Here is a 22,379-nt window from a genome sequence, read left to right on the forward strand (position 1 = left end):
ACCAAGTGTGGCGGGTCGCCTCATCCTTTCAACAATCCTGCCCATCTGTCCCACCCGTGGCAATGTCTTGCCTTCATTAACAATCCGTTTCCGTCGTTTTCGGGGTCGAACTGGTGCGCTGGTGCATCAATTTTGCAGCAAAAATGTGGCCGCCCCGAAGGGCGGCCTATATCTGGTGGCTCAGTAAACTAACGCCACAATTGACCCAAGGTCAGGTTTTCGCCCCAATCACACCCAGGGGCGTGCTTGGGCGGCCTGCTGCTCGAAACTGTCGATTGCGGCCTCTTTCGCAAGGGTCAGACCGATATCGTCGAGCCCTTCGAGCAGGCAGTGTTTCTTGAACGGATCGACCTCGAAAGTGATGGTCGCGCCCTCCGACGTGGTGATCTGCTGATTTTCCAGATCAACGGTCATCCGCGCGTTCGCACCCTTCTCGGCATCCTTCATCAGAATGTCTACCTGCTCCTGCGGGAGCACGATCGGCAGCATCCCGTTCTTGAAACAGTTGTTGAAGAAGATGTCCGCGAACGAGGTCGAGACGACAACCTTGATCCCGAAATCGGCCAGCGCCCAAGGCGCGTGCTCACGCGAGGAGCCGCAGCCGAAGTTGTCGCCCGCGATCAGGATCTGGGCGTCACGGTATTGCGGCTTGTTGAGCACGAAATCCGGGATCTCGTTGCCCTGACGGTCGTAGCGCATCTCGTCGAAGAGGTTCACACCGAGGCCCGAACGCTTGATCGTCTTGAGGAAGACCTTCGGAATGATCATGTCGGTGTCGATATTGACGAGCGGCATGGGCGCGGCAATGCCGGTGAGTTTTTCGAACTTTTCCATTGTCGCGGCTCCTCAGGCAGTCTCGGTTTCGGTCATCAGCTCACGCACATCGGTCAGGTGACCGGTGAGTGCGGCAGCGGCGGCCATCGCGGGCGACACGAGGTGCGTGCGGCCCTTGTAGCCCTGACGGCCTTCGAAGTTACGGTTCGAGGTCGAGGCGCAACGCTCACCCTCGGACAGCTGGTCGGGGTTCATCGCAAGACACATCGAGCAGCCCGCGAGGCGCCATTCGAAACCGGCCTCTTTGAAGATATCGGCCAGACCTTCTTCCTCGGCCTGCGCACGGACGAGGCCCGAGCCGGGAACGACCATGGCGCGCATACCGTCCTTGATCTTCTTGCCTTTGAGGATCGCGGCCGCGGCGCGCAGGTCCTCGATCCGACCGTTCGTGCACGACCCGATAAAGACGGTGTCGATCTGAATGTCGGTCAGTTTCTGGCCGGGCTTGAGGCCCATATATTCGATCGACCGGCGCGCGGCCTCGATCTTGCCGCCCTTGAAGTCCTCGGGAGCCGGTACAACGCCCGAAATCGGCAGCACGTCCTCGGGCGAGGTGCCCCAGGTCACGACCGGCTCGATCTCTTCGCCTTTCAGGGTGACAACCTTGTCGAAATGCGCGCCCTCATCGGTGTAGAGGGTTTTCCACCACGCCAGAGCGGCCTCGAACTGTGCGCCTTTGGGGGCGTGCGGACGGCCTTTGACATATTCGAAGGTCTTCTCGTCCGGCGCGATGAGACCGGCGCGTGCGCCGCCTTCGATCGCCATGTTGCAGACGGTCATGCGGCCTTCCATCGACAGATCGCGGATCGCTTCACCGCAATATTCGATGACGTAGCCGGTGCCGCCGGCAGTGCCGGTTGCGCCGATCACGGCCAGCGTAATGTCCTTGGCGGTGACGCCCGCACGCAGCTTGCCGGTGATCTCCACCTTCATGTTCTTCGACTTCTTCTGGATCAGCGTCTGGGTCGCCAGAACGTGCTCCACCTCAGAGGTGCCGATGCCGTGGGCCAGCGCACCAAAGGCGCCGTGGGTCGCGGTGTGGCTATCACCGCAAACGACGGTCATGCCCGGCAGGGTCCAGCCCTGTTCGGGGCCGACGATATGCACGATGCCCTGACGGATGTCGGAAACCGGGTAGTAGTTGATGCCGAAATCCTTGGCGTTCTTGTCGAGGGCCTCGACCTGAATGCGGGATTCCTCGTTCGCGATCACGCCCGAGACGCGGTCGAGCGTGGTGGGCACGTTATGGTCCGGCACGGCGATGGTTTTTTCCGGCGCGCGCACCTTGCGACCCGCCATGCGCAGACCTTCAAAGGCTTGGGGCGAGGTCACTTCGTGCACGAGGTGACGGTCGATATACAGCAGGCAGGTGCCGTCTTCGTCCTGGGAAACGACATGGGCGTCCCAGATCTTGTCATAGAGGGTCTTCGGAGCAGACATGGCTCTCACTTTCATGGATAGCTAAGCGAATTTCGGGTGACATGGGTCGGCGCGCGCAAAGGCGCCGCTCGGCGCAACGTCAAAGTCGTGCGAGAACGGAGCGGCTTTCGCCGTAGAAGCGCTCGCGCAGGCGGGCGCGGTCATCCATGTCGATAACGCGTGTCATGCCGCGCTAAATAAGGCCGAAAACTGAGTCTTGCAATCGAAGAAACCGATTTTGCGCTTGGGATAGAGTTGTGCAAAGCTGGTCCAAGGAGGCCCGATGGAGCAGTTAGACCCCGGCATCGTCCAGACGCTGAACGAAATCTGGACGCAGATCATGATCCATATGCGCTCGATGGCCCTGCCCTCGCGGCTTTGGCAGTTCGGGATCATAGCGGTGTGTTTCGCGCTGGCGCATCTCGGGCGGCTCTGGATCGCGCCAAAAATCGACGCCTGGGCGCGCGGGCGCGATTTAAGCACTGCGCAGATGAGGCGGGTGATCCTGGTCCGCAAGCGGGTGCGCGGGATCATCTTCGTGATCCTTGCATGGGCCTCTGTCTTCGCGCTCGCACAGATCAAGACCTTCTATTCGTGGCGCTTTCTCGTCGTCCTGGCGGCGACGCTGGTGACGGCGTGGCTTGTGGTCGGGCTGATCACGCGGCTGATCCGCAACGCCCTGCTCCGCAAGATCGTGACATGGGGCGCATGGATCTATGTGACACTCTATTATCTCGGCGTCACCGAACAGGCCGCCGCGGTTTTGGACAATGCCGCGATAGAGTTGGGCGGCTTCCGGCTCAGCCTCCTCGCCATCCTCAAGGCGCTGGTGCTCACGGCGCTTCTGTTCACGCTGGCGCGGATGATCTCGGGCCGTGCGGCGGGCAAAATCCGCACGAATGACGAAATCTCCCCCTCGATGCGGGTGCTCGTCATCAAGGTCATGCAGATCACGCTCTACGGGACGGCCTTCTTCATCGGCCTGAAATCGGTGGGCTTCGACCTGACCGGACTCGCGGTCCTGTCTGGTGCGATTGGCGTGGGGCTTGGCTTTGGTCTGCAAAAGGTGGTGTCCAACCTTGTCTCGGGCGTCATCATCCTGCTCGACAAGTCGATCAAGCCCGGCGACGTGATTTCGCTGGGCGATACGTTCGGCTGGATCAACTCGCTGGGCGCACGCTATGTGAGTGTCGTCACCCGCGACGGCAAGGAATACCTGATCCCGAACGAGGACCTGATCACCGGACAGGTGGTCAACTGGTCCCATTCCGATGAGTTCGTGCGGATCGACCTGTTCTTTGGCACCTCTTATGGCGACGACCCGCATGTGGTGCGCAAGCTTGCCGTTGAGGCCGCGCTGAGCGTGGGCCGCGTGCTCAAGAACCGACCCGCCGTCTGCCATATCGTGGGCTTCGGGGATAGCTCGGTCGATTACATCCTGCGCTTCTGGATCACCGACCCGGTCGAAGGGCTCACCAATGTCCGCGGCGCGGTCTATCTGGCGCTTTGGGATGCGTTTCACGAGCACGGTATCTCGATTCCCTTCCCACAACGCGAGATGCGGGTCTTGCCGGGGTCGGAACTGGCAGTTAAGGAGCCCGAGACAAAATCCGCGCCCGATCGTTGAGATTCAGCCGATCGGGTGTTACTTTCGTATTATGCCCAGCGCCGGGGTGCAGTCGGCGCGCAACCCTTGGAGGACTATGTCCTGTCTCGTAATCCTGCCGCAAAGCCGGCAACCTCGGAGGCTCCCATGAGCGGCACCGCCCTGGAGCCCACCAGCGACCAGATTCTGGCGCAAGTGATTTCCTCGCTCGAAGATGACAAGGCCGAAGACATCGTCACGATCGACCTGCGCGGTCGCTCGTCGATTGCCGATTACATGGTGATTTGCTCGGGCCGGTCCTCGCGTCAGGTCGGCGCCATCGCCGAAAAGCTGACTGAGCGCCTCAAGGAAAAATACGGGCGTCTGTGCAAGATCGAAGGCAAGGATCAGGGCGACTGGGTTCTGATCGACAGTGCCGATGTGATCGTCCACGTCTTCCGCCCCGAAGTGCGCGAGTTCTATCAGCTCGAAAAGATGTGGATGCCCTCGGGCGGCACGATCTGAGGCATGAAGGTCACGATCGCGGCTGTCGGGCGCCTGCGCAAGAGCCCCGAATTAAGCCTGATCTCCGATTATCTCGACCGTTTCAACAAGGCCGGGCGGTCCATGGGGCTGGGCCCGGCGCAAATCGTTGAGGTCGAGGACAAGAAGAACCTCGGCATGGCCGCAGAGGCCGAGCTTCTGGCCCGTGCGATCCCCGACGGCGCGGTGCTGATCACGCTCGACGAACGCGGCGAAGTGATCTCGAGCCCCGACTTCGCCAAGCGGATCGAACGCTGGCGCGACGAGGCCCGCGACATCTGTTTCGTGATCGGCGGCGCGGACGGAATCGACCCGGCGCTGCGCGCGCGCGCCGATGCCTCGATCAGCTTTGGCAAGATGGTCTGGCCGCATATGCTGGTCCGCGTGATGCTGGCCGAACAGATCTACCGCGCGGGGCAAATCCTTGCGGGCACGCCCTATCACCGGGTCTGACCCCCGAACCCCATCAATCGCGCAAGATTGCGTGCGAAGCGCGGTGCCGCAGTTGCCGTAAGCGGCCCGGGCGCGTAAGACGTGGGCGAGATTTCTCTGGAGGCCGCGATGACCCATCCGAAACCCGTTGTTCTGTGCATTCTCGATGGCTGGGGCGAGCGTGAGGAGCGCGAGGGCAATGCGCCCCTGCTGGCCAACACGCCGAATATCGACCGGGTATGGGCCGAGTGCCCGAAGGCGCGGCTGATCACGCACGGGCCGGATGTCGGGCTGCCCTCCGGGCAGATGGGCAACTCCGAGGTCGGGCATACAAATATCGGCGCAGGTCGTGTGGTAGCGATGGACCTTGGGGCGATCGACCTCTCGATCGAGGACGGGTCGTTCTTCACCAATGAAGCCATTCAGGGCTTTATCGCGACGATGAAAGCCTCGGGCGGGACCGCGCATCTGATGGGTGTGGTTTCGGATGGCGGGGTGCATGGGCATATCGAACATGTGCTCGCCGCCTGCAAGGCGATGGCGGATGCGGGTGTGCCGACCGTTCTCCATGCAATTACCGACGGGCGCGACGTGCCCCCCGACAGTGCCAAGGGCTTTGTGGCCGATCTCGTCGCGCGGCTGCCCGAAGGCGTGCGCGTCGGCACGGTGATCGGGCGCTATTGGGCCATGGATCGCGACAACCGCTGGGAGCGCGTGGGCCGTGCCTATGCGGCAATGGTCCGGGCCGAGGGCGAACATGCGGCCGATCCGGTGGCTGCTGTCGCGGCGTCGTATGACAAGGGCGAGATGGATGAGTTCATCGCGCCGACCGTGATCGACGGCTACACGGGCGCCAGCGATGGCGACGGGTTCTTCTGCCTCAACTTCCGCGCCGACCGCGCGCGGGAAATCCTGCGTGCGCTGGCCGAGCCGGGCTTCGCGGATTTTGAAACGGGCCGCCGCCCCGATTGGTCGGCGCTTCTGGGCATGGTCGAGTATTCCACGGGGCACAACGCCTATATGCAGACCGCCTTCCCCAAGCGCGACATCAGGAACACGCTGGGCGAATGGGTGGCCAAGCACGGCCTCTCGCAGTTCCGCCTTGCCGAGACCGAGAAATATCCGCACGTCACCTTCTTCCTGAATGGCGGCAAAGAGCAGCCCGAAGAGCGCGAGGATCGGTTCATGCCGAAATCCCCGAAAGTGGCGACCTATGACCTTCAGCCCGAGATGAGCGCGCCCGAGGTGACCGATCAGTTCGTGGCCGCAATCGAGCATGGCTACGACCTGATCGTGGTGAACTATGCCAACCCCGACATGGTCGGCCATACCGGCAGCCTGCCCGCCGCGATTGCCGCCTGCGAAGAGATCGACCGCGATCTGGGCCGCGTGCTTGAGGCGCTGAAAAAGGTCGGTGGCGCGATGATTCTCACCGCCGATCACGGCAACTGCGAGACCATGATCGACCCGGAAACCGGGGGACCGCACACGGCACATACGACGAACCTCGTGCCGGTCGGGCTGATCGGCGGACCGGAGGGCGTGCGCCTGCGCGAAGGGCGTCTGGCCGATATCGCGCCGACGCTTCTGGACCTGATGAATCTTGAGAAACCGCCGGAAATGACCGGCGAAACGCTGATCGTTCGCTGAGGCACGATGGTGCTGCGCAGCGCGTTTCTTGCTTGGATGATCTCTGCCGGGGTGGCGCTGGCCAGCCCCGCCGCCGAGACCGCGCTACAGGCGGCCGACGATCTGCGCGCGGCAATCGGGGCACTCGATGCGGCCCGGACCAAGGCCGACCGCGTTGCCGCTCTGACCGAGACGATTACGGCCTATGAGGCTGGGCTTGGCGCGCTGCGCGATGGGCTGCGTCGTGCGGCGATCCGCGAGCGCGAAATCCGGGCGGGCTTTGACGCAAAACGCGAGGAAATCGGGCGGCTCTTGGGCGTTATGAGCACCATGGAGCGCTCAGAAGGGCCGCTGCTCCTGTTGCATCCGGCGGGGCCCGAAGGGTCGGCGCGGTCGGGGATGATCCTCTCTTCGGTCACGCCCGCACTTCAGGCCGAGGCCGAGAAGATGCGCGCCGATCTCGAAGAGATCGAAACGCTGCGCGACTTGCAGGGCGCAGCTGCCCAGACGCTGGCCGAGGGGCTGGCCTCGGTACAGGCCGCACGCACGGCGCTCAGCCAAGCGGTTGCCGAGCGCGCCGCGCTTCCGGGGCGCTATCTGGAAGAACCTGAGGACCTGCGCCGTCTCGTCGAAAGTGCCGACACGCTGGAGGGCTTTGCAACGGGCCTAGCCGATCTCGACACCGATATCGGCGCGCCGATGGAGGATTTCGAAGGCGCCAAAGGCACGTTACCGCTTCCGGTTCTGGGATCGATGCTGCGCCGCGCGGGCGAGGCCGATGCCGCCGGTATCCGTCGCCCCGGCATGATCCTCGCCACCGCGCCCGCCGCGCTGGTCACAACGCCCTGGCCTGCGACGGTGCGTTATCGTGGCCCGCTGCTCGACTACGGAAATGTGATGATCCTTGAGCCCTCTGACGGCTATCTTCTGGTGTTGGCGGGGCTCGGCGCGGTCTATGGTGAAACCGGAGACGTTCTGGCGGCAGGCGATGCGGTCGGCCTCATGGGAGGGGTCGAGCCCGGCGCAAATGAATTCGGGGCGGAATTCGTCCAAGAGGCGCAGATTGGCGGTGGCGCCCGCCGAACGGAGACGCTTTACTTGGAACTGAGACAGGATGGTAAGCCGGTGGACCCGGCTGCGTGGTTCGCGCAGACACGGTAACAGCGCCAGACAAGAGGCTAAGGTTAGCGAATGAAAAAGTTCATGATGGCCGCGATGGGTGGCACGATTGCAGGGGCACTGATCTCGGCGCAGGTCGCGGCACCCCTTCTGGCGCAAGAGGCGATGCAGTCCCCGCCGGTCTATGAGCAACTCGATCTGTTTGGCGATATTTTCGAGCGCATCCGCGCCGAATATGTCGAAGAGGTCAACGAGAAGGAGCTGATCGAAGCCGCGATCAACGGCATGCTCAGCTCGCTCGACCCCCATTCGAGCTACCTGCCCCCCGACGATTATGACGATATGCGCGTGCAGACCCGTGGCTCTTTCGGCGGGCTTGGGATCGAAGTGACGCAGGAAGACGGCTTCGTCAAAGTGGTCTCGCCGATGGATGACACGCCCGCAGCGGCGGCGGGCATCGAGGCGGGCGACTTCATCACCCATGTGGATGGCGAGTCGGTCATGGGCCTCACGCTGAACGAGGCGGTCGACCTGATGCGCGGGCCGGTGGGTTCTGAAATCATCATCACGGTGGTCCGCGAGGGTGAGGCAGAGCCCTTCGACGTTTCGATCATCCGCGACACGATCAAGCTCACGGCTGTGCGTGGCCGGACCGAAGGGAATACGGTCGTGCTGCGCATCACGACCTTCAACGACCAAACCTATCCGAACCTTGAATCGAGCCTGAAGAAACAGGTTGAGGAATTGGGTGGGATCGACAAGGTGAACGGCTTCATCCTCGATCTGCGCAACAACCCCGGCGGTCTTCTGGATCAGGCGATCAAGGTCTCCGACGCGTTCCTCGACAAAGGCGAGATCGTCTCGACCCGCGGGCGCCGCCCCGAGGAAAGCGAACGCTTCAACGCAACGCTGGGCGATCTGGCAGATGGCAAGCCGATCGTGATCCTGATCAACGGCGGCTCGGCATCGGCATCGGAAATCGTGACCGGTGCGTTGCAAGACCACCGCCGCGCAATCGTCGTCGGCACCCAGAGCTTCGGCAAAGGCTCCGTGCAGACGGTCATGCCGATCCGGGGCGAGGGCGCGATGCGCCTCACCACGGCGCGCTATTACACGCCGTCGGGCCGTTCGATCCAGGCGCTGGGCATTGCCCCCGACATTATCGTCGAGCAGCCGGCCCGCGCCCCCGAGACCGAAGAGGGCGAGGACGAGCCGGCACACCGCACGACCGAGGCTGATCTGCGTGGCTCGCTCAACAACGACTCGATGACCGAGGACGAGTTGCGTCAGGCCGAGGAAGAGCGCGCCCGCGCCGAGGCAACCGCCAAGCTTCGCCTTGAGGACTACCAACTCGCCTATGCGATCGACATCCTCAAAGGCCTCTCGGCGATCTCCGCCGATCACATCGAAGAGCTGCAAAAAGCGGCGGCCCAATAAGATGACTGGGGGGCCGCGGCCCCCCTTTTCACATGAGGCAAGAATGACCCGCGACGAAATCGAAGCCCTGCCCTACCGCCCCTGTGTGGGCGTCGTGCTGATGAATCAAGATGGCCGCGTCTTTGCAGCCCAGCGCATCGACAACCCCACCCCCGCCTGGCAAATGCCGCAAGGCGGGATCGACTCCGACGAAAAGCCCCGCAAGGCGGCTCTGCGTGAATTGTGGGAAGAGACCGGGATCACCGAAGACCTCGTCGAGTTCGTCGCAAAGACCAAAGACTGGGTGACCTACGACCTGCCCGACGAGATGGTCGGCCAAATCTGGGGTGGGCGCTATCGCGGACAGAAACAGAAGTGGTTCCTCTACCGCTATCTGGGCAGCGATGCGCAGGTGAATATCGAGACCGAGCACCCGGAATTCTCGGTCTGGGCATGGATGGACCATGCCGAGGTAATCGAGAAAATCGTGCCCTTCAAACGCTCCGTCTACGAGGCGGTTTTCGACGCCTTCGCAGAGCATTTGCGGTGAAATAGGGTCTGTTTTGGCGGTCAGGCCGCTGCCTGACCCACCCGAACCATGGTCTTTCCATACCAGTAACTGCCCCGCCGCTTGGCCTTGGCCTGATACTTTCTCAGGAACGGGATATTGGTCAGCTCCGGCGCCGCCATGGCCAGCAGGTCATCATTCGCCCGATCCGATATCCGATATTGCAGCGGGAAAGAGATCGCCCGCTCGATCAGATAGCGGTCGTTGAAGGGCGAGATATAGAAATGGTGGGTCAGCCCATACATCTTGCCGCCCTGCGACGACGCCAGATAAAGCTCGTTGAAGATCATGTCATAGGGCTGCGACTTGAGCGGGCCGAGCGACTCATACCACGCCATGTATTCGGGCATCCATTTATCGGCGAGCTCTTCGGAATAGCCATCACCCCCGGTAATCAGCATCCGCTTGATACCATGACGGGGATCATGCGTGGCCGGATTGCGCGCGCCGTTCTTCCAGTGGCTCGCCTGCATAAGATCCATGACATTCCCGCGAATGTGCCACATATGCGCGGGCTGCTTGAGGTAAAGCCCGGTGATCACCTCATTCACGGGCGCGCCGGTAAAGCCGTTCGCAATCATGTAGTCGCGTGTGATCTGACGGCGGCGATAGCGGCTGAAAAGCTCGGATTTATCGTAATCTTCGGCGTCATAGACACGGTACTCGATGCCCATGCGTTCGGCGACCAGCGAACCGACCGCACAGTCGAGACGGCTGTTATAGCTGTGTCCGAAGGCGAAGAACTCTCCAACTTTGTCGAGATGATCGCGCGCGCAGGCCACGAGGTTGCGAGAGTCGCGCCCGGCTGAGATCGGCATCACGGTCGGGCGCACCGACGCGATGTCACCGATCGTGCGCGCCAGACGATCGCGGATTTCCTCAAGCGCGCCGGAGGCGTCTGCCTCGGGAATGTCAAAGACCTGATCGGCCTTCGGCCAGTGCCGCACATGGCTGAAATCCGACAGGTCGAGATAGTGGTTCGGCAGCAGCCGTTTGACTGCCGCATCCGAGGTGTGCTGAAGCGAGTAGTTGCCCTTGCCCTCAAGGATCAGGTCGTTGTCGAACATCGGGTTCGGTTCGCGCTCGCGGTCCAGCGCAAGCAGCACGCTCGATGCCACCGCACGCGTCTTGGGGTCATAAACCACGCCCAGCGCCGACACCGGATCGATATAGATCCGCGAGCCGGCCTTGCCCGAGAGAATGACAACGTAGCGCCCTGCGAGCGCCTCGATAAGCGGCTCCACATCGCCAAAGAAGCCCTTAGTGTCGGAGCTCGCCCCGAGTTCCAGCGCGGTGTCGATGAGCCCGCCCTCGGGATGGATCGCGCCGCCCAGAACATAGCCGCAATTCTGCCGCTTGGAATCGAGCACGGGCGTTACCGGCAGTGCCGCCCCATGCAACAGCGTCCAGGCATCATCGAGGTGTTTGGCCTGAAAGCCGGGCGCGGTCAGGGCCGGGTTCTCGGTCAGGATGAACTGGTAACGGAAAAGCGTCTCAAAATCGCGATCCTCTGCTGCGCAGAGTTTCTCGGCGGCGGTCTGCCCGACAATCATTATGAATATCCTGCTCTGGATCGTTGCGATGATTATGAAGTAAGGGCGGATTTTCTCAACCGCCAAATACGGTTGCCGCCCAAGGCGCGGGGTGCAATGTTGGGCGCATCCCCTGCCGCGAACGAGGCCGTGATGAGTAAAGATCGTAAGTCGGACAACCCCTATCGTCACATTGCCCCGCGCGGCTTCTGGCGAAGCGCGGTGTCAGAGCCGGGCCTGTTCGGCCTTTCGGAGCTTTGGACATCCTGCTGGCAGCTACCGGCCGACGCGATGTTCGCGACCTTTGGCTCCTGCTTCGCACAGCATATCAGCCGCGCTCTGATCTCGCGCAAGATGAACTGGCTCAACGCCGAGCCTGCCCCCGGTCGCACCCCGCCCGAACTGGCGCAGAAGTATAATTACGGGGTGTTTTCGGCCCGCACCGGCAATATCTACACCGCCGCGCAGCTTCTGATCTGGGCGCGGCTGGCGAGCGGACAGATCGGCCCCGAGAGCGTCGAATACTGGACCGATGACGAAGGGCTGGTGCACGACCTGCTGCGCCCCAAGATCGAGCCGACCGGCTTTGCCTCGGACAAGGAGGCGATGGCCTCCGTTGCCTCGACCGCGCGGGCCTTTGCGCGCTGCATCACCGAGACGGATGTGTTCGTCTTTACGCTTGGCCTGACCGAAGGCTGGATCAATCGCAAGACCGGGCAGAGTTATTCGATCTGTCCGGGCACCGGGGTCGGCACGTTCGACCCCGAAGCGCATGTGTTCCACAATTACACCTACCCCGAGATCATGCGCGATCTGCAAGCCGCGCTCGATATCATGTGGGACATGAACCCTGATCTGCGCATTCTGCTGACGGTTTCGCCCGTGCCTCTGGTGGCGACGGCGAGTGGCGATCATGTGCTGGTCGCCACGCAATACTCCAAATCCGTGCTCCGCGCGGTCGCGGGCGATATGGCGCGGCAGCACGGCGCGGTCGACTATTTCCCCTCCTACGAGATCATTGCGGCGCCGCCCACCCGCGCGGCCTTCTTCGAGCCAAATATGCGCGGCATTGCCCGAGACGGGGTGGACCTTGTGATGCGACACTTCTTTGCTGGGCTGGATTTGTCCGGGGCCGCGCGCGGACGTGACAATAGCACCGAAGCCCGCCAGCAAGCCGAGGAGGAGATGGCCCGAGAGGACCTCGTCTGCGAAGAGATGATTCTGGAGAAGTTCAATGCCAGCTAAGCCCGAGCTTCTGATCCTTGGGGACAGCCACTCAATCGCGCTCAAGGCGGGCGCCGACATGCTGGGTATCCGCGCCGAGGCGCTGCATTTCTCCGGTTCACGCTGGCATGAGGTGAAGTTCACCTATGGCGCGAACGGGTTTGAGCCCCGCGGGACCAAGGCGGGCGTCAACCAGATGCGGGCGCTGCGCGAGCGCTTGGGCGTCGAGGATGTGTTTGGGATGGGCGTGCCGGTGATCTCGACCATGGCCTTCCACTTGGGACGCCTTGTGCCCCCGTTCGGCTGGGAAGGTCACCAGATTCAAGACGAAGACGCGCCGTTTATCGACACCGGCCTCGTCGCAAGCCGCGCCTTTGCTCTCGACTATGTCCAGCATTACCGCCTGCGTCATATCCGGGTCGCCAAGCGCCTTGCGCGGAGCACCGATCTGACCATCGTCGCGCCACCGCCCGCCTTCGATCGGCCGAACTATGACAGCATGCGCGCGATCATCTCGGGGCTGCTGACGCAGGCCGGGGTGACTGTCTATGACCCGCGCGAGGATTTGGCGGACACGGATGGGATGTTCACGCCCGACATGCTTGAGGCGGATGGCGTGCATGCCACCGCCGAGACCGGGGCCAAGATCATCGAAGCGATGCGCAAGCGCGGGTTGCTCAGGCTCTGATCAGAAGTCGAGGCCAAGATCGAGCGTGCGCGCCGAATGGGTGAGCGCGCCCGACGAAATGTAGTCCACCCCGGTCGCGGCCACTTCCGCGATCCGCTCAAGCGTCATGTTCCCCGAGGCTTCCAGCACGACGCGCCCCGCATTCAGCGCGACCGCCGCCCGAAGCGTCCCGGTGTCCATATTATCGAGCAAGATCACATCGGCCCCGCCGACCTTCAGCGCCTCTTCCATCTGGCGCAGGGTGTCGACCTCCAGCTCGATCCGCATCATATGGCTGCGCGCGGCTTTGGCCGCTTCGAGCACCTGACGCACGCCACCCGCCGCCGCGATATGGTTGTCCTTGATGAGGATCGCGTCCGAAAGACCGTAGCGGTGGTTCGATCCGCCACCGTGCTGCACCGCCAGTTTCTCGACCGCTCGCAGACCCGGCGTGGTCTTGCGGGTGCAGGTGATCTTGCATTTCGTGCCCTTGGTTTTCGACACGAATCCTGCGGTTTTCGTCGCAATTCCCGACAAGCGCCCTGCGAAATTCAGCGCCACGCGCTCGCCCATCAGGATCGACGCTGCCTCACCTTCGATCTGCATCAGGGTCTCGCCCTTCTTGCAGGGCGAGCCATCGGAAACGACGGTGTGCACCTTGAGCGCCGGATCAACGAGACGAAAGGCCATCGCCGCAATCTGCATCCCCGAGACCACACCATCTTCGCGCGCGTTAAGTTTGGCAGTGTAGCGCGTGCCCGGCTTGATCACGGCACGTGTCGTCACATCGCCCATGGGAGAAAGATCTTCGGTCAGGGCGGCCCGGACCAGCGGTTCAAGGATGAAATCGGGAAGCGTTGCAGACATCTTAGTCCTCCAGGGCGCGAGCGCGGATCACGCGGGCCTCTTCGAGCGTGATATGAGTTCGCTCGGCCATATCAGGGTCTGTTTCAGGGAAATCAGAGCGGAAATGTCCACCCCGGCTCTCTTCGCGGGCAAGTGCGGCCGCAGCAATCAGGGTCGCGGTCGCGGTCATGTTCTGCATCGCCTGTTCGGGGTTTACGGCCTCGATGTCGGCAATAATACGCAGCGCACGTTTGAGGCCCGCGGCATCCCGAACGACGCCGACACCATCGGTCATTGCTTGGCGCAGTTTCTGGACCGCCGCCTCATTTACACGCTCTGCGCCATCGGGAAAGCTCAGCGGCACCTCGGGAGCGTCCACGACCGGACCAAGCATCGCACCGATCCCGAGAGAGCAAATCCGGGCATAGACCAGCGCCTCCAAAAGGCCGTTCGAGGCCAACCGGTTCGCACCATGCAGGCCTGTGGACGACGCCTCTCCGCAGACCCACAGATGGCCAAGCGAGGCGCGGCCATGCGAGTCTGTCTCGATCCCGCCCATGTGGTAATGCGCGGCGGCAGAGACCGGGATCGGCTGCAAAACAGGGTCTATTCCAGCACGTTTGCACGCATCGGCCACCGCCGGGAAGCGGTGGAGGACCTCTTCGCCCAGCGCGGCGCGGGTGTCGAGCTGGGGATTCCGGCCTGCCTGGCGTTCGAGATAAACGGCGCGCGCGACGATATCGCGGGGGGCGAGCTCGGCGTCCGGGTGAACCGGCAACATGAAGCGCTCGCCCGCGTCGTTGATCAGCACGGCGCCCTCGCCACGCAGGGCCTCGGTGGCAAGCGGCGCCGGGTCTTCGCCCGCGACGATCGCGGTCGGGTGGAATTGCACGAACTCGGGATCCGCGATGCGCGCCCCTGCCCGCGCGGCCATCCCGATCACCTGACCCCGGATACGCGGCGGGTTCGTCGTGACCGCAAAGAGCCCGCCCGAGCCGCCACCCGCCAGCAGGATCGCCGGCGCACGCACCAGCGTCCGGCCCGAAGGCTCGCCTGCCTTTTCCAGCCAAACCCCGGTCACCGTGCCGTCCTGCACTTCGAGCCCCGAGGCCAGAACGCCCTGCGCCACCTGAACCGAGGGCGTCTCGCGCACCGCGCCGATCAGGGCCTGCATGATCTCGCGCCCGGCCTGATCGCCCTTGACGCGCACGACGCGCGCCATGGAATGTGCCGCCTCGCGCGACATCACGTAGCTACCGGACGCATCGCGATCGAAAGGCGTGCCCAGATCGGTGAGGTCGAGAATATGCTGCGCGGCCTCGGCGGTGACCATGCGCGCGATCTCGGGATCAACCGTGCCAGCCCCCGCAACCATCGTATCCTTGGCGTGGCTCTCGGGCGTATCGCCCTTGGACATCGCCGCCGCGACACCGCCCTGCGCCCAGGCCGAAGAGGCACCTTCACCCAGATGCTCGGGGGAGATTACCAGCACCGGGCGCGGCGCAAGTTTTAGCGCCGCGTACAGCGCGCCCAGCCCCGCGCCCACAATAATGACACGCTGGGTTTCGATGATGCTCACAGCCCGAGTTTCCGCGACAGGTCGATCATGCGCTCAACCGCGACACGGGCCTTCTTGGCGACGATCGGATCGACGATCACCTCCTCGGTACCGGTGTGCAGCGACCAGAGGATCTTTTCGAGCGTGATTTTCTTCATGTAGGGGCACATGTTGCACGGGCCGGTGAACTCGACCTCGGGCAGCGCGTCCGAGATGTTCGACGCCATCGAGCATTCGGTGACCAACATCGCCTTGGCCGGTTTGTGGTCGGTCACGTATTTGATGATCCCCGAGGTCGAGCCCGAGAAGTCGCAGGCATCGACAACATCGGGCGGACATTCAGGGTGCGCGATGATGGTAGTGTCGGGATGGATCGCCCGGAAGTCTTCGATATCGCGCGCGGTGTATTGCTCGTGCACGATGCACGACCCTTCCCACCAGACGACCTTTTTCTGCGGCACGTCGCGCGCGACGTTCTGCGCAAGATACTGGTCAGGCGTCATGATGACGGTATCGCTCTCCATCGCGGCGACGATCTGCGCGGCGTTGGACGAGGTGCAGCAGATATCCGAGGCGGCTTTGACCTCGGCGGTGGTGTTGACGTAGCTGACCACCGGCGCGCCGGGATATTTCGCGCGCATCTGGGCAATACCCTCGGCGGTGATCGACTCCGCCAGCGAGCACCCCGCCTTCATGTCGGGGATCAGCACGGTTTTCGACGGGTTCAGGATCTTCGAGGTCTCGGCCATGAAGTGAACACCGCATTGCACGATTGTGCCGGCTTCGACCTTGGTCGCCTCGATCGCAAGCTGAAGACTGTCGCCCACCACATCGGACACGCCGTGGTAGATCTCGGGCGTCATGTAGTTATGGGCGAGAATGACCGCGTCTTTCTCACGCTTGAGCTGATTGATCGCGCGGATATAGGGCGCGTAGCGGGCGAAATCGGGCAGTGGCACCACCCGGTCCATCCGCGCGTGGATCTCGCGCATCTCCTCGGCCAGCGTCATCGAGGGCGCAAGATCATATGTCTCGGCCAGCGTGGCGCGCATCGTGGTCAGGTCCAGCATGGGTATCCTCCCCCTACGGCATGAACGAGCCTTGCATGTAAGGGGTTGGGGCGCTGGAATAAATGGGAAAATTGATCGCAAAGGGCCAGAATGAGGGAAAACGCGGCGCCTGTGGCGAAAAACTCGTGTCGCGAGGGTGAATTCAAACGACAGATTGTTTCGTGGACGTCCGTCGCGGGATCACTTATCACTCAATCATCCTATGGTTGAATTGGGGCGCTCAGAATGACGCAGAACGTGGCGGATCGGATCACACCGGTTATCCTGTGTGGCGGATCAGGCACCCGGCTTTGGCCCCTGTCGCGGCAATCCTACCCCAAGCAATTCACGCCTCTGATCGGGTCGCAAAGCCTGTTTCAATACTGTGCGCAGCGGCTTTCGGGCCCGCAATTCACCCCGCCCGTGATCGTGACGGCCTCGGATTTCCGGTTCATCGCCACCGAGCAATTGATGGAGGCCGGTGTCGATCCGGGCCCCATCCTGATTGAGCCCGAGGGGCGGAACACCGCGCCGGCGATCCTTGCGGCGGCGCTGCATGTCGCGGCCACCGATCCCGATGCCGTGCTTCTCGTCGCGCCCTCCGATCACCTGATCGAAGATGTTCTGGGCTTTAACGAAGCGATCGCCGAAGGGCTGCGGGTGGTGCGCGAGGAAGGCCGGATCGTGACTTTCGGCATCGCCCCCGAGCGCCCCGAGACGGGGTATGGCTATCTCGAACTGGCCACGGCGCATGATGGATCGGGCGTGGCAATCCCGTTGCGGCGCTTCATCGAGAAACCTGATCTGGCCTGCGCCGAGGAAATGGCCGCGAGCGAGCGATACTTGTGGAATTCGGGTATCTTCCTGTTCGCCGCACGCGATATTCTGGCGGCCTTCAAGGTGCACGCACCGACCTTGGTCGACCCGGTGCAAGCGGCGCTTGCCACTGCGCAACACGATCTGGGATTCCTGCGGTTGAATCCTGCGATTTGGGCTGGAATAGAGCCTGTTTCGATTGATTACGCGATCATGGAAAAAGCCGAGGCGCTGTCGGTGGTGCCTTATGGCGGGGGCTGGTCCGATCTGGGCGACTGGCAGGCGGTGATGCATGCCCATGAGCCCGACGGGCAGGGCGTGGTGTGCATGGGCGATGCGATCCCCATCGACTGCACCGACAGCCTCTTGCGGGCAGAGGGTGAGGGGATGGCGGTGGTTGGGATCGGGCTCGACCGGATCATGGTCGTGGCGATGCCGGATGCGGTGCTGGTGGCTGACCTCGACCGGGCGCAGGACGCCAAACTTGCCGTGCGGGCGCTTGGGGCGCGCGGTCTCCGGCAATCGGTTCAATTTCCGCGCGATCATCGCCCCTGGGGTCACTTTGAGACTCTCGCGCTTTCAGAGCGGTTTCAGGTCAAGCGGATCGTGGTCAAACCGGGCGGCACGCTGTCACTGCAAAGCCATATGCACCGCTCCGAGCATTGGGTCGTTGTAAGCGGCACCGCAAAGGTCATGCTGAACGGAGAGGATCGGCTCGTGCCCGAGAATGAATCGATCTACATCCCGCTGGGCGCCTCGCACCGTCTCGAAAATCCCGGCAAGGTTCCGATGATCCTCATCGAAGTGCAGACCGGCGCCTATCTTGGCGAAGACGACATCATCCGGCATGAGGACTTTTACGACCGGCGCAAGCACCGCGCGGGCTAGTCGCCCCGTCTCCTTGCTGATAGATCGGCGAAAGTTGCAGTTTCAAAGAGGTGCCCGCGTGCAGATCGAACAAACCTCCCTTCCCGGCGTCGTCATCCTGACCCCCGCGCGCTTCGGCGATCACCGCGGCTTTTTCAGCGAAAGCTGGAACAGGCAGCGGATGCAGGAGGCGGGCATCGACATCGACTTCGTGCAGGACAACCACTCCCTTTCGGCACAGGTCGGCACGGTGCGCGGTCTCCATTTCCAGTCGCCCCCCCACGCGCAAGCCAAGCTGGTGCGTTGCGGCAAAGGGCGTCTGTTCGATGTAGCGGTGGATGTGCGCAAAGGCTCGCCGAGCTATGGCAAGTGGTTCGGGATCGAGTTGAGCTTTGAGAACGGCAAGCAGCTTTTGATCCCGGCCGGCTTCCTGCACGGTTTCGTCACGCGGGAACCGGATACCGAGATCATTTATAAATGCTCTGACTATTACGCGCCTGAATGCGATGGCGCCGTGCGCTTCGATGACCCCGATATCGGGATCGACTGGGCGATGGGCGATGTGGCGCCGGTGCTGTCCGAGAAGGATGCCAAGGCGCAGTTGCTGAGGGATTTCGACAGCCCGTTCACCTTTGACGGCTGACATGGCCTGATGCGCCAGAGCAGGGTTACGGAGCCCGCCATGCAGAAAAACGCCCCGCACCGGATCGCATATGTGCATATAGGTCCGCACAAATGCGGCACCACTGCCATTCAAAGCCACCTCAAATCCATCCGCGAAGCCCTACTGGCGCAGGGCTATCTGTATCCGACCAGCCACGACGATCATGCGCGGTTATTGCCGGTGTTGTTCTGGGACAGCGCGTATGCGCCTCGGCTGGGCCGCGTCGAATGGATCGAGACGCCAGCCGGTTTCAAGAACTACCGCCAGGGGCTGATGGATAGGCTCGTGCATGAGATCGAAAGCTGTGCGGCCCCCAACCTCGTGCTCTGCGCCGAAACCCTCTCCGAGTTCACCGAAACCGAAGCCAGCCGGATGACTGCGTTTCTACGGCAGCACTATGACGAAGTGCGCGTGATCGCCTATCTGCGTGAGCCGTTGGCCTGGGTGGACAGTATGGCTCAGCAAGCTCTGAAATGGCATGGCGAAACGCTGGATGAGCTCTTCGACGCACCGCGCCTGCCGCATTACAAGCACCGGCTCTGCGCGTTTCAGAACGCCGTGGAACCGTCTCAATTTGAGGTCCGCCCCTATGAAGGAGGGGCCGCTTTCGATGTTGTGGCCGATTTCCTGCGCACGATCGGGATCGACCCTTCGGATGTCGGCGCTCCGCAGTCCCGGGCGAATGAGTCCAAAAGCTGGCGCTCTGCGATCTTGCTTTCAAGCGCCAATCGTCTGGCGCCCATTTTCGTCAATTACAGCTTTAACCCGACCCGCGCCTATCGTTTTGCCGAAGCGGTCAACCTGCCGGGCGAGAAATTTGTCCTGCCAAAAGAGACGATTTCGGCCATTTCCTCCAAGCTGGAGGAAGAACGGGAGTGGGTCGCCTCGCGCTTCGGGATCAGCTTTGCGCGCCCCGCCGATACCAGACCCGGCCGCGCCGAGTGGGACCGGGGCGAACGTCCCGCGCTCGAAGACCATGGCGCGATACTGAGCGGGCTTTATCGAAGCCGTCAGAATGAAGGCGCCCTCAGGAACCTGCTGGCCTTGCGGCAAGATGGCGCCATGACGGATGAAATGCGCGCCCAACGCCTGCGGACCGGCTGGGCCACGGCCACGGACCCTTGGGTTCTGCATGAACTGATCCAAGAGATGCGCGCGATCAACCATCCAGACCTTGCCCGCGCCCGAGCGCGCAGGGCTCTGCTCATGATGATCGAAAAGCCTTCGCCGGGCGATCCTCCGCTTGTTTACGGCAATCCGATGGATCGCCCCGATCTGCTGCAGGATGACTGAATTTCCCCGTGACCAGCCTTGAAGACGGTTACATTTTCAATGTCATTCCTGTAGGTGCTCAGCTTGTTTAGAGAGTGAACGGTAAGGCCAGAAGAATGAAACTCCTCGTCACCGGCGGTGCCGGATTCATCGGTTCAGCAGTGGTGCGCCTTGCGATTGGGCGCGGGCATGCCGTCGTTAATCTCGATGCGCTGACCTATGCGGCCTGCCTTGAGAACGTCGCCTCCGTGGCGGAGAGCCCGAACTATGTGTTTGAAAGGGCAGACATCCGCGATCGTGCCGCGCTGGATCGCGTTTTTGCCGAGCATCGTCCCGACGCGGTCATGCACCTCGCCGCCGAGAGCCATGTGGACCGCTCCATCGACGGGCCGGGCGATTTCATCGAGACCAACATCACCGGCACCTACAACATGCTCGAGGCCGCCCGTGCCTATTGGACGCGCGAGGGCAAACCCGAGGGGTTCCGCTTTCATCATATCTCGACCGATGAGGTGTTTGGCTCATTGCCCGCCGATCCGGCGATCAAGTTCACTGAGGAAACGCCCTACGACCCGCGCTCGCCCTATTCGGCCTCCAAGGCCTCGTCGGATCATCTGGTCCGCGCGTGGCACGAAACCTATGGCCTGCCGGTGGTGATGACCAACTGCTCGAATAATTACGGGCCGTTCCATTTCCCCGAAAAGCTGATCCCCGTGGTGATCCTGAACGCGCTCGCGGGCAAGCCGCTGCCGATCTACGGCAAGGGCGAGAACATCCGCGACTGGCTTTACGTCGAGGACCACGCCGATGCGCTGCTGCTGGTGGTGGAGAAGGGCGCGCTGGGGCGGAGCTACAATATCGGCGGCGAGAACGAGCGCACCAATCTCGATCTGGTCAAGACGCTCTGCGCGATCCTTGACGAGAAACGCCCGCGCTCTGAGGGAAGCTATGCCGACCTGATTACCTTTGTCACCGACCGCCCCGGCCACGATGCGCGCTATGCCATCGACCCAAGCCGCATTCGCACGGAACTCGGCTGGCGCCCGAGCGTGACCGTCGAAGAGGGGCTGGAGCGCACGGTGCAATGGTATCTCGACAATGAGGCGTGGTGGCGGCCGCTTCTCGATCGGCAGGGCGTTGGCGTCCGTCTGGGCAAGGGGGCGTGATGACGGTTCTGGTATTCGGCAAAACCGGGCAGGTCGCCACCGAGTTACAGGCGCAGGCCGACGTTCTGGCTTTGGGCCGGGCCGAAGTGGATCTGACCGATCCCGCAGCCTGCGCTGCCGCGATCGCCACGCATCGCCCGCGCGTCGTGATCAACGCGGCGGCCTATACGGCCGTGGACCGTGCCGAAGAGGATGAAGCGACCGCCGCGCTTGTCAACGGCGCGGCACCCGGCGCAATGGCGCGTGCCTGTGCGGAGCTTGGTATCCCGCTCGTGCATATCTCGACCGATTACGTCTTTGATGGTGCGGGCGAGGCCGCATTCGCCCCGGATCATCCGACCGGACCGCTTGGGGCCTATGGGCGCACCAAACTGGCAGGCGAGGATGCGGTCCGCGCGAGTGGGGCAACCCACGCCATCTTGCGCACAAGCTGGGTTTTCTCCGCGCATGGGGCGAATTTCGTCAAGACGATGTTGCGGCTTTCGGAAACGCGGAACGAGCTGAGCGTGGTCGCCGATCAGGTGGGCGGGCCGACCTCGGCGGGCGCGATCGCGGCGGCCTGCCTGTCGATTGCCGATCAGCTAAGCGCCGATCCCGGCAAGAGCGGGACCTATCACTTCGCTGGCTGGCCCGATGTAAGCTGGGCCGATTTCGCCCGCGAGATCTTTGCGCAAGCCGGGCGCCCGGTCACGGTTCACGACATCCCGGCCAGCGACTACCCCACCCCCGCCCGTCGCCCCGCGAATTCGCGGATGGATTGCAGCGCAACCCAAGCGCGCTTTGGCATTGACCGCCCCGATTGGCGCACCGACCTGCACGCCGTGTTGCGGGCGCTCGGGATCGGCGGCTGATTGTCTCATCGGTCAGCTCTATGCCAAGGATGTCTTGCCAAAGCGGAAACTGCGTGAAATTGAAGCGCCGATACCAAAGATATTTATAGTAGGGGCTAGTTGGGTGCTTAGACGTTTAAATACACTTTTCCTAAGGTATGCCGCCTCCAACCTTTCTGTGGACCAGTCAGGTATCGGACTACAAAACTCAAACAATGAGCAGATCGGGAGCATCGACCGCGTCGTAATCTCCGAGGGGCGGATCAGGTAGCGTCCACGGACGTGGTGTAAATTCAGCGCCGTCTTCGGTGTAATCTCAGGTGGCCATCGAGGTGTATGGTCG

At 62.6% G+C, this 22,379-nt stretch carries 20 protein-coding genes; 14 read left to right on the forward strand and 6 right to left on the reverse strand.

From position 1 onward, the window contains the following. Positions 1-228: 228 nt before the first annotated feature. A complete protein-coding gene (leuD, locus tag P0X85_RS08360; protein ID WP_275811439.1) occupies positions 229-834 on the reverse strand; it encodes a 3-isopropylmalate dehydratase small subunit in 606 nt (201 codons plus the stop codon). A gap of 12 nt (positions 835-846) precedes the next feature. Beyond that, positions 847-2,274 carry a 3-isopropylmalate dehydratase large subunit gene (leuC, locus tag P0X85_RS08365; protein WP_275811441.1) on the reverse strand — a complete coding sequence of 476 codons (1,428 nt, stop codon included), beginning with the start codon at positions 2,272-2,274 and terminating at the stop codon, positions 847-849. A gap of 262 nt (positions 2,275-2,536) precedes the next feature. Here leuC and P0X85_RS08370 point away from each other — a divergent pair, with 262 nt between their 5' ends. The 7 genes from P0X85_RS08370 to P0X85_RS08400 all read left to right on the forward strand — a co-directional run bounded on the left by P0X85_RS08370 (position 2,537) and on the right by P0X85_RS08400 (position 9,527). Continuing rightward, a complete protein-coding gene (locus P0X85_RS08370) occupies positions 2,537-3,880 on the forward strand; it encodes a mechanosensitive ion channel family protein (RefSeq protein ID WP_275811443.1) in 1,344 nt (447 codons plus the stop codon). Between the two features lie 126 nt (positions 3,881-4,006). Beyond that, complete coding sequence (gene rsfS / locus P0X85_RS08375; protein ID WP_275811445.1) at positions 4,007-4,363, forward strand: ribosome silencing factor; 357 nt, start codon at positions 4,007-4,009, stop codon at positions 4,361-4,363. A 3-nt stretch (positions 4,364-4,366) separates the two neighbouring features. Next, complete coding sequence (gene rlmH, locus P0X85_RS08380; protein WP_275811447.1) at positions 4,367-4,834, forward strand: 23S rRNA (pseudouridine(1915)-N(3))-methyltransferase RlmH; 468 nt, start codon at positions 4,367-4,369, stop codon at positions 4,832-4,834. 108 nt (positions 4,835-4,942) lie between these two features. After that, a complete protein-coding gene (gene gpmI / locus P0X85_RS08385) occupies positions 4,943-6,463 on the forward strand; it encodes a 2,3-bisphosphoglycerate-independent phosphoglycerate mutase (RefSeq protein ID WP_275811449.1) in 1,521 nt (506 codons plus the stop codon). Between the two features lie 9 nt (positions 6,464-6,472). Continuing rightward, positions 6,473-7,603, forward strand: coding sequence for a murein hydrolase activator EnvC family protein (locus tag P0X85_RS08390; protein WP_420851811.1), 1,131 nt, complete (start codon positions 6,473-6,475; stop codon positions 7,601-7,603). 30 nt (positions 7,604-7,633) lie between these two features. Continuing rightward, positions 7,634-8,998 (forward strand): S41 family peptidase, encoded by a 1,365-nt coding sequence (locus tag P0X85_RS08395; RefSeq protein ID WP_275811451.1) that lies wholly within the window; start codon positions 7,634-7,636, stop codon positions 8,996-8,998. A gap of 43 nt (positions 8,999-9,041) precedes the next feature. Then, positions 9,042-9,527: an RNA pyrophosphohydrolase gene (locus P0X85_RS08400; RefSeq protein ID WP_275811453.1), complete on the forward strand. Its 486-nt coding sequence runs from the start codon at positions 9,042-9,044 to the stop codon at positions 9,525-9,527. A 20-nt stretch (positions 9,528-9,547) separates the two neighbouring features. On the opposite strand, the gene P0X85_RS08405 is transcribed toward P0X85_RS08400, so the two are convergent. After that, positions 9,548-11,098: a hypothetical protein gene (locus P0X85_RS08405; protein ID WP_275811456.1), complete on the reverse strand. Its 1,551-nt coding sequence runs from the start codon at positions 11,096-11,098 to the stop codon at positions 9,548-9,550. 132 nt (positions 11,099-11,230) lie between these two features. Here P0X85_RS08405 and P0X85_RS08410 point away from each other — a divergent pair, with 132 nt between their 5' ends. Both P0X85_RS08410 and P0X85_RS08415 read left to right on the forward strand, forming a co-directional pair. Beyond that, the gene (locus tag P0X85_RS08410; protein ID WP_275811458.1) at positions 11,231-12,322 is read left to right on the forward strand and encodes a GSCFA domain-containing protein; all 1,092 of its coding nucleotides are present in this window, start codon (positions 11,231-11,233) and stop codon (positions 12,320-12,322) included. Beyond that, positions 12,312-12,989, forward strand: a complete 678-nt coding sequence (locus P0X85_RS08415) for a hypothetical protein (RefSeq protein ID WP_275811460.1) — start codon at positions 12,312-12,314, stop codon at positions 12,987-12,989. The genes P0X85_RS08410 and P0X85_RS08415 overlap by 11 nt, the downstream gene beginning before the upstream one ends. Here the strand turns inward: P0X85_RS08415 and nadC are convergent, their stop codons facing one another. Genes nadC through nadA form a run of 3 tightly spaced genes read right to left on the reverse strand, consistent with a single transcriptional unit; the run spans position 12,990 to position 16,442 of the window. Further along, positions 12,990-13,835 carry a carboxylating nicotinate-nucleotide diphosphorylase gene (gene nadC / locus P0X85_RS08420; RefSeq protein WP_275811462.1) on the reverse strand — a complete coding sequence of 282 codons (846 nt, stop codon included), beginning with the start codon at positions 13,833-13,835 and terminating at the stop codon, positions 12,990-12,992. 1 nt (position 13,836) lies between these two features. Continuing rightward, positions 13,837-15,393: an L-aspartate oxidase gene (locus P0X85_RS08425; protein ID WP_420851808.1), complete on the reverse strand. Its 1,557-nt coding sequence runs from the start codon at positions 15,391-15,393 to the stop codon at positions 13,837-13,839. Further along, a complete protein-coding gene (gene nadA, locus P0X85_RS08430; protein ID WP_275811464.1) occupies positions 15,390-16,442 on the reverse strand; it encodes a quinolinate synthase NadA in 1,053 nt (350 codons plus the stop codon). Before nadA ends, P0X85_RS08425 begins: the two co-directional genes overlap by 4 nt. A 225-nt stretch (positions 16,443-16,667) precedes the next feature. On the opposite strand from nadA, the gene P0X85_RS08435 reads away from it, so the two are divergent. The 5 genes from P0X85_RS08435 (at position 16,668) to rfbD (ending at position 22,057) form a co-directional block, all read left to right on the forward strand. After that, complete coding sequence (locus P0X85_RS08435) at positions 16,668-18,125, forward strand: mannose-1-phosphate guanylyltransferase/mannose-6-phosphate isomerase (RefSeq protein WP_275811466.1); 1,458 nt, start codon at positions 16,668-16,670, stop codon at positions 18,123-18,125. A 58-nt stretch (positions 18,126-18,183) separates the two neighbouring features. Beyond that, positions 18,184-18,747 carry a dTDP-4-dehydrorhamnose 3,5-epimerase gene (gene rfbC, locus P0X85_RS08440; protein WP_275811468.1) on the forward strand — a complete coding sequence of 188 codons (564 nt, stop codon included), beginning with the start codon at positions 18,184-18,186 and terminating at the stop codon, positions 18,745-18,747. Positions 18,748-18,786: 39 nt separating this feature from the next. After that, the gene (locus P0X85_RS08445; RefSeq protein WP_275811470.1) at positions 18,787-20,061 is read left to right on the forward strand and encodes a hypothetical protein; all 1,275 of its coding nucleotides are present in this window, start codon (positions 18,787-18,789) and stop codon (positions 20,059-20,061) included. A 95-nt stretch (positions 20,062-20,156) separates the two neighbouring features. Next, positions 20,157-21,206, forward strand: coding sequence for a dTDP-glucose 4,6-dehydratase (gene rfbB / locus P0X85_RS08450; RefSeq protein ID WP_275811472.1), 1,050 nt, complete (start codon positions 20,157-20,159; stop codon positions 21,204-21,206). Continuing rightward, positions 21,206-22,057, forward strand: coding sequence for a dTDP-4-dehydrorhamnose reductase (rfbD, locus tag P0X85_RS08455; RefSeq protein ID WP_275811474.1), 852 nt, complete (start codon positions 21,206-21,208; stop codon positions 22,055-22,057). The genes rfbB and rfbD overlap by 1 nt, the downstream gene beginning before the upstream one ends. The last annotated feature ends 322 nt before the right edge of the window (positions 22,058-22,379 follow it).

The sequence above is a fragment of the Pseudothioclava nitratireducens genome, assembly GCF_029210495.1.
GTDB lineage: Bacteria > Pseudomonadota > Alphaproteobacteria > Rhodobacterales > Rhodobacteraceae > Pseudothioclava > Pseudothioclava nitratireducens.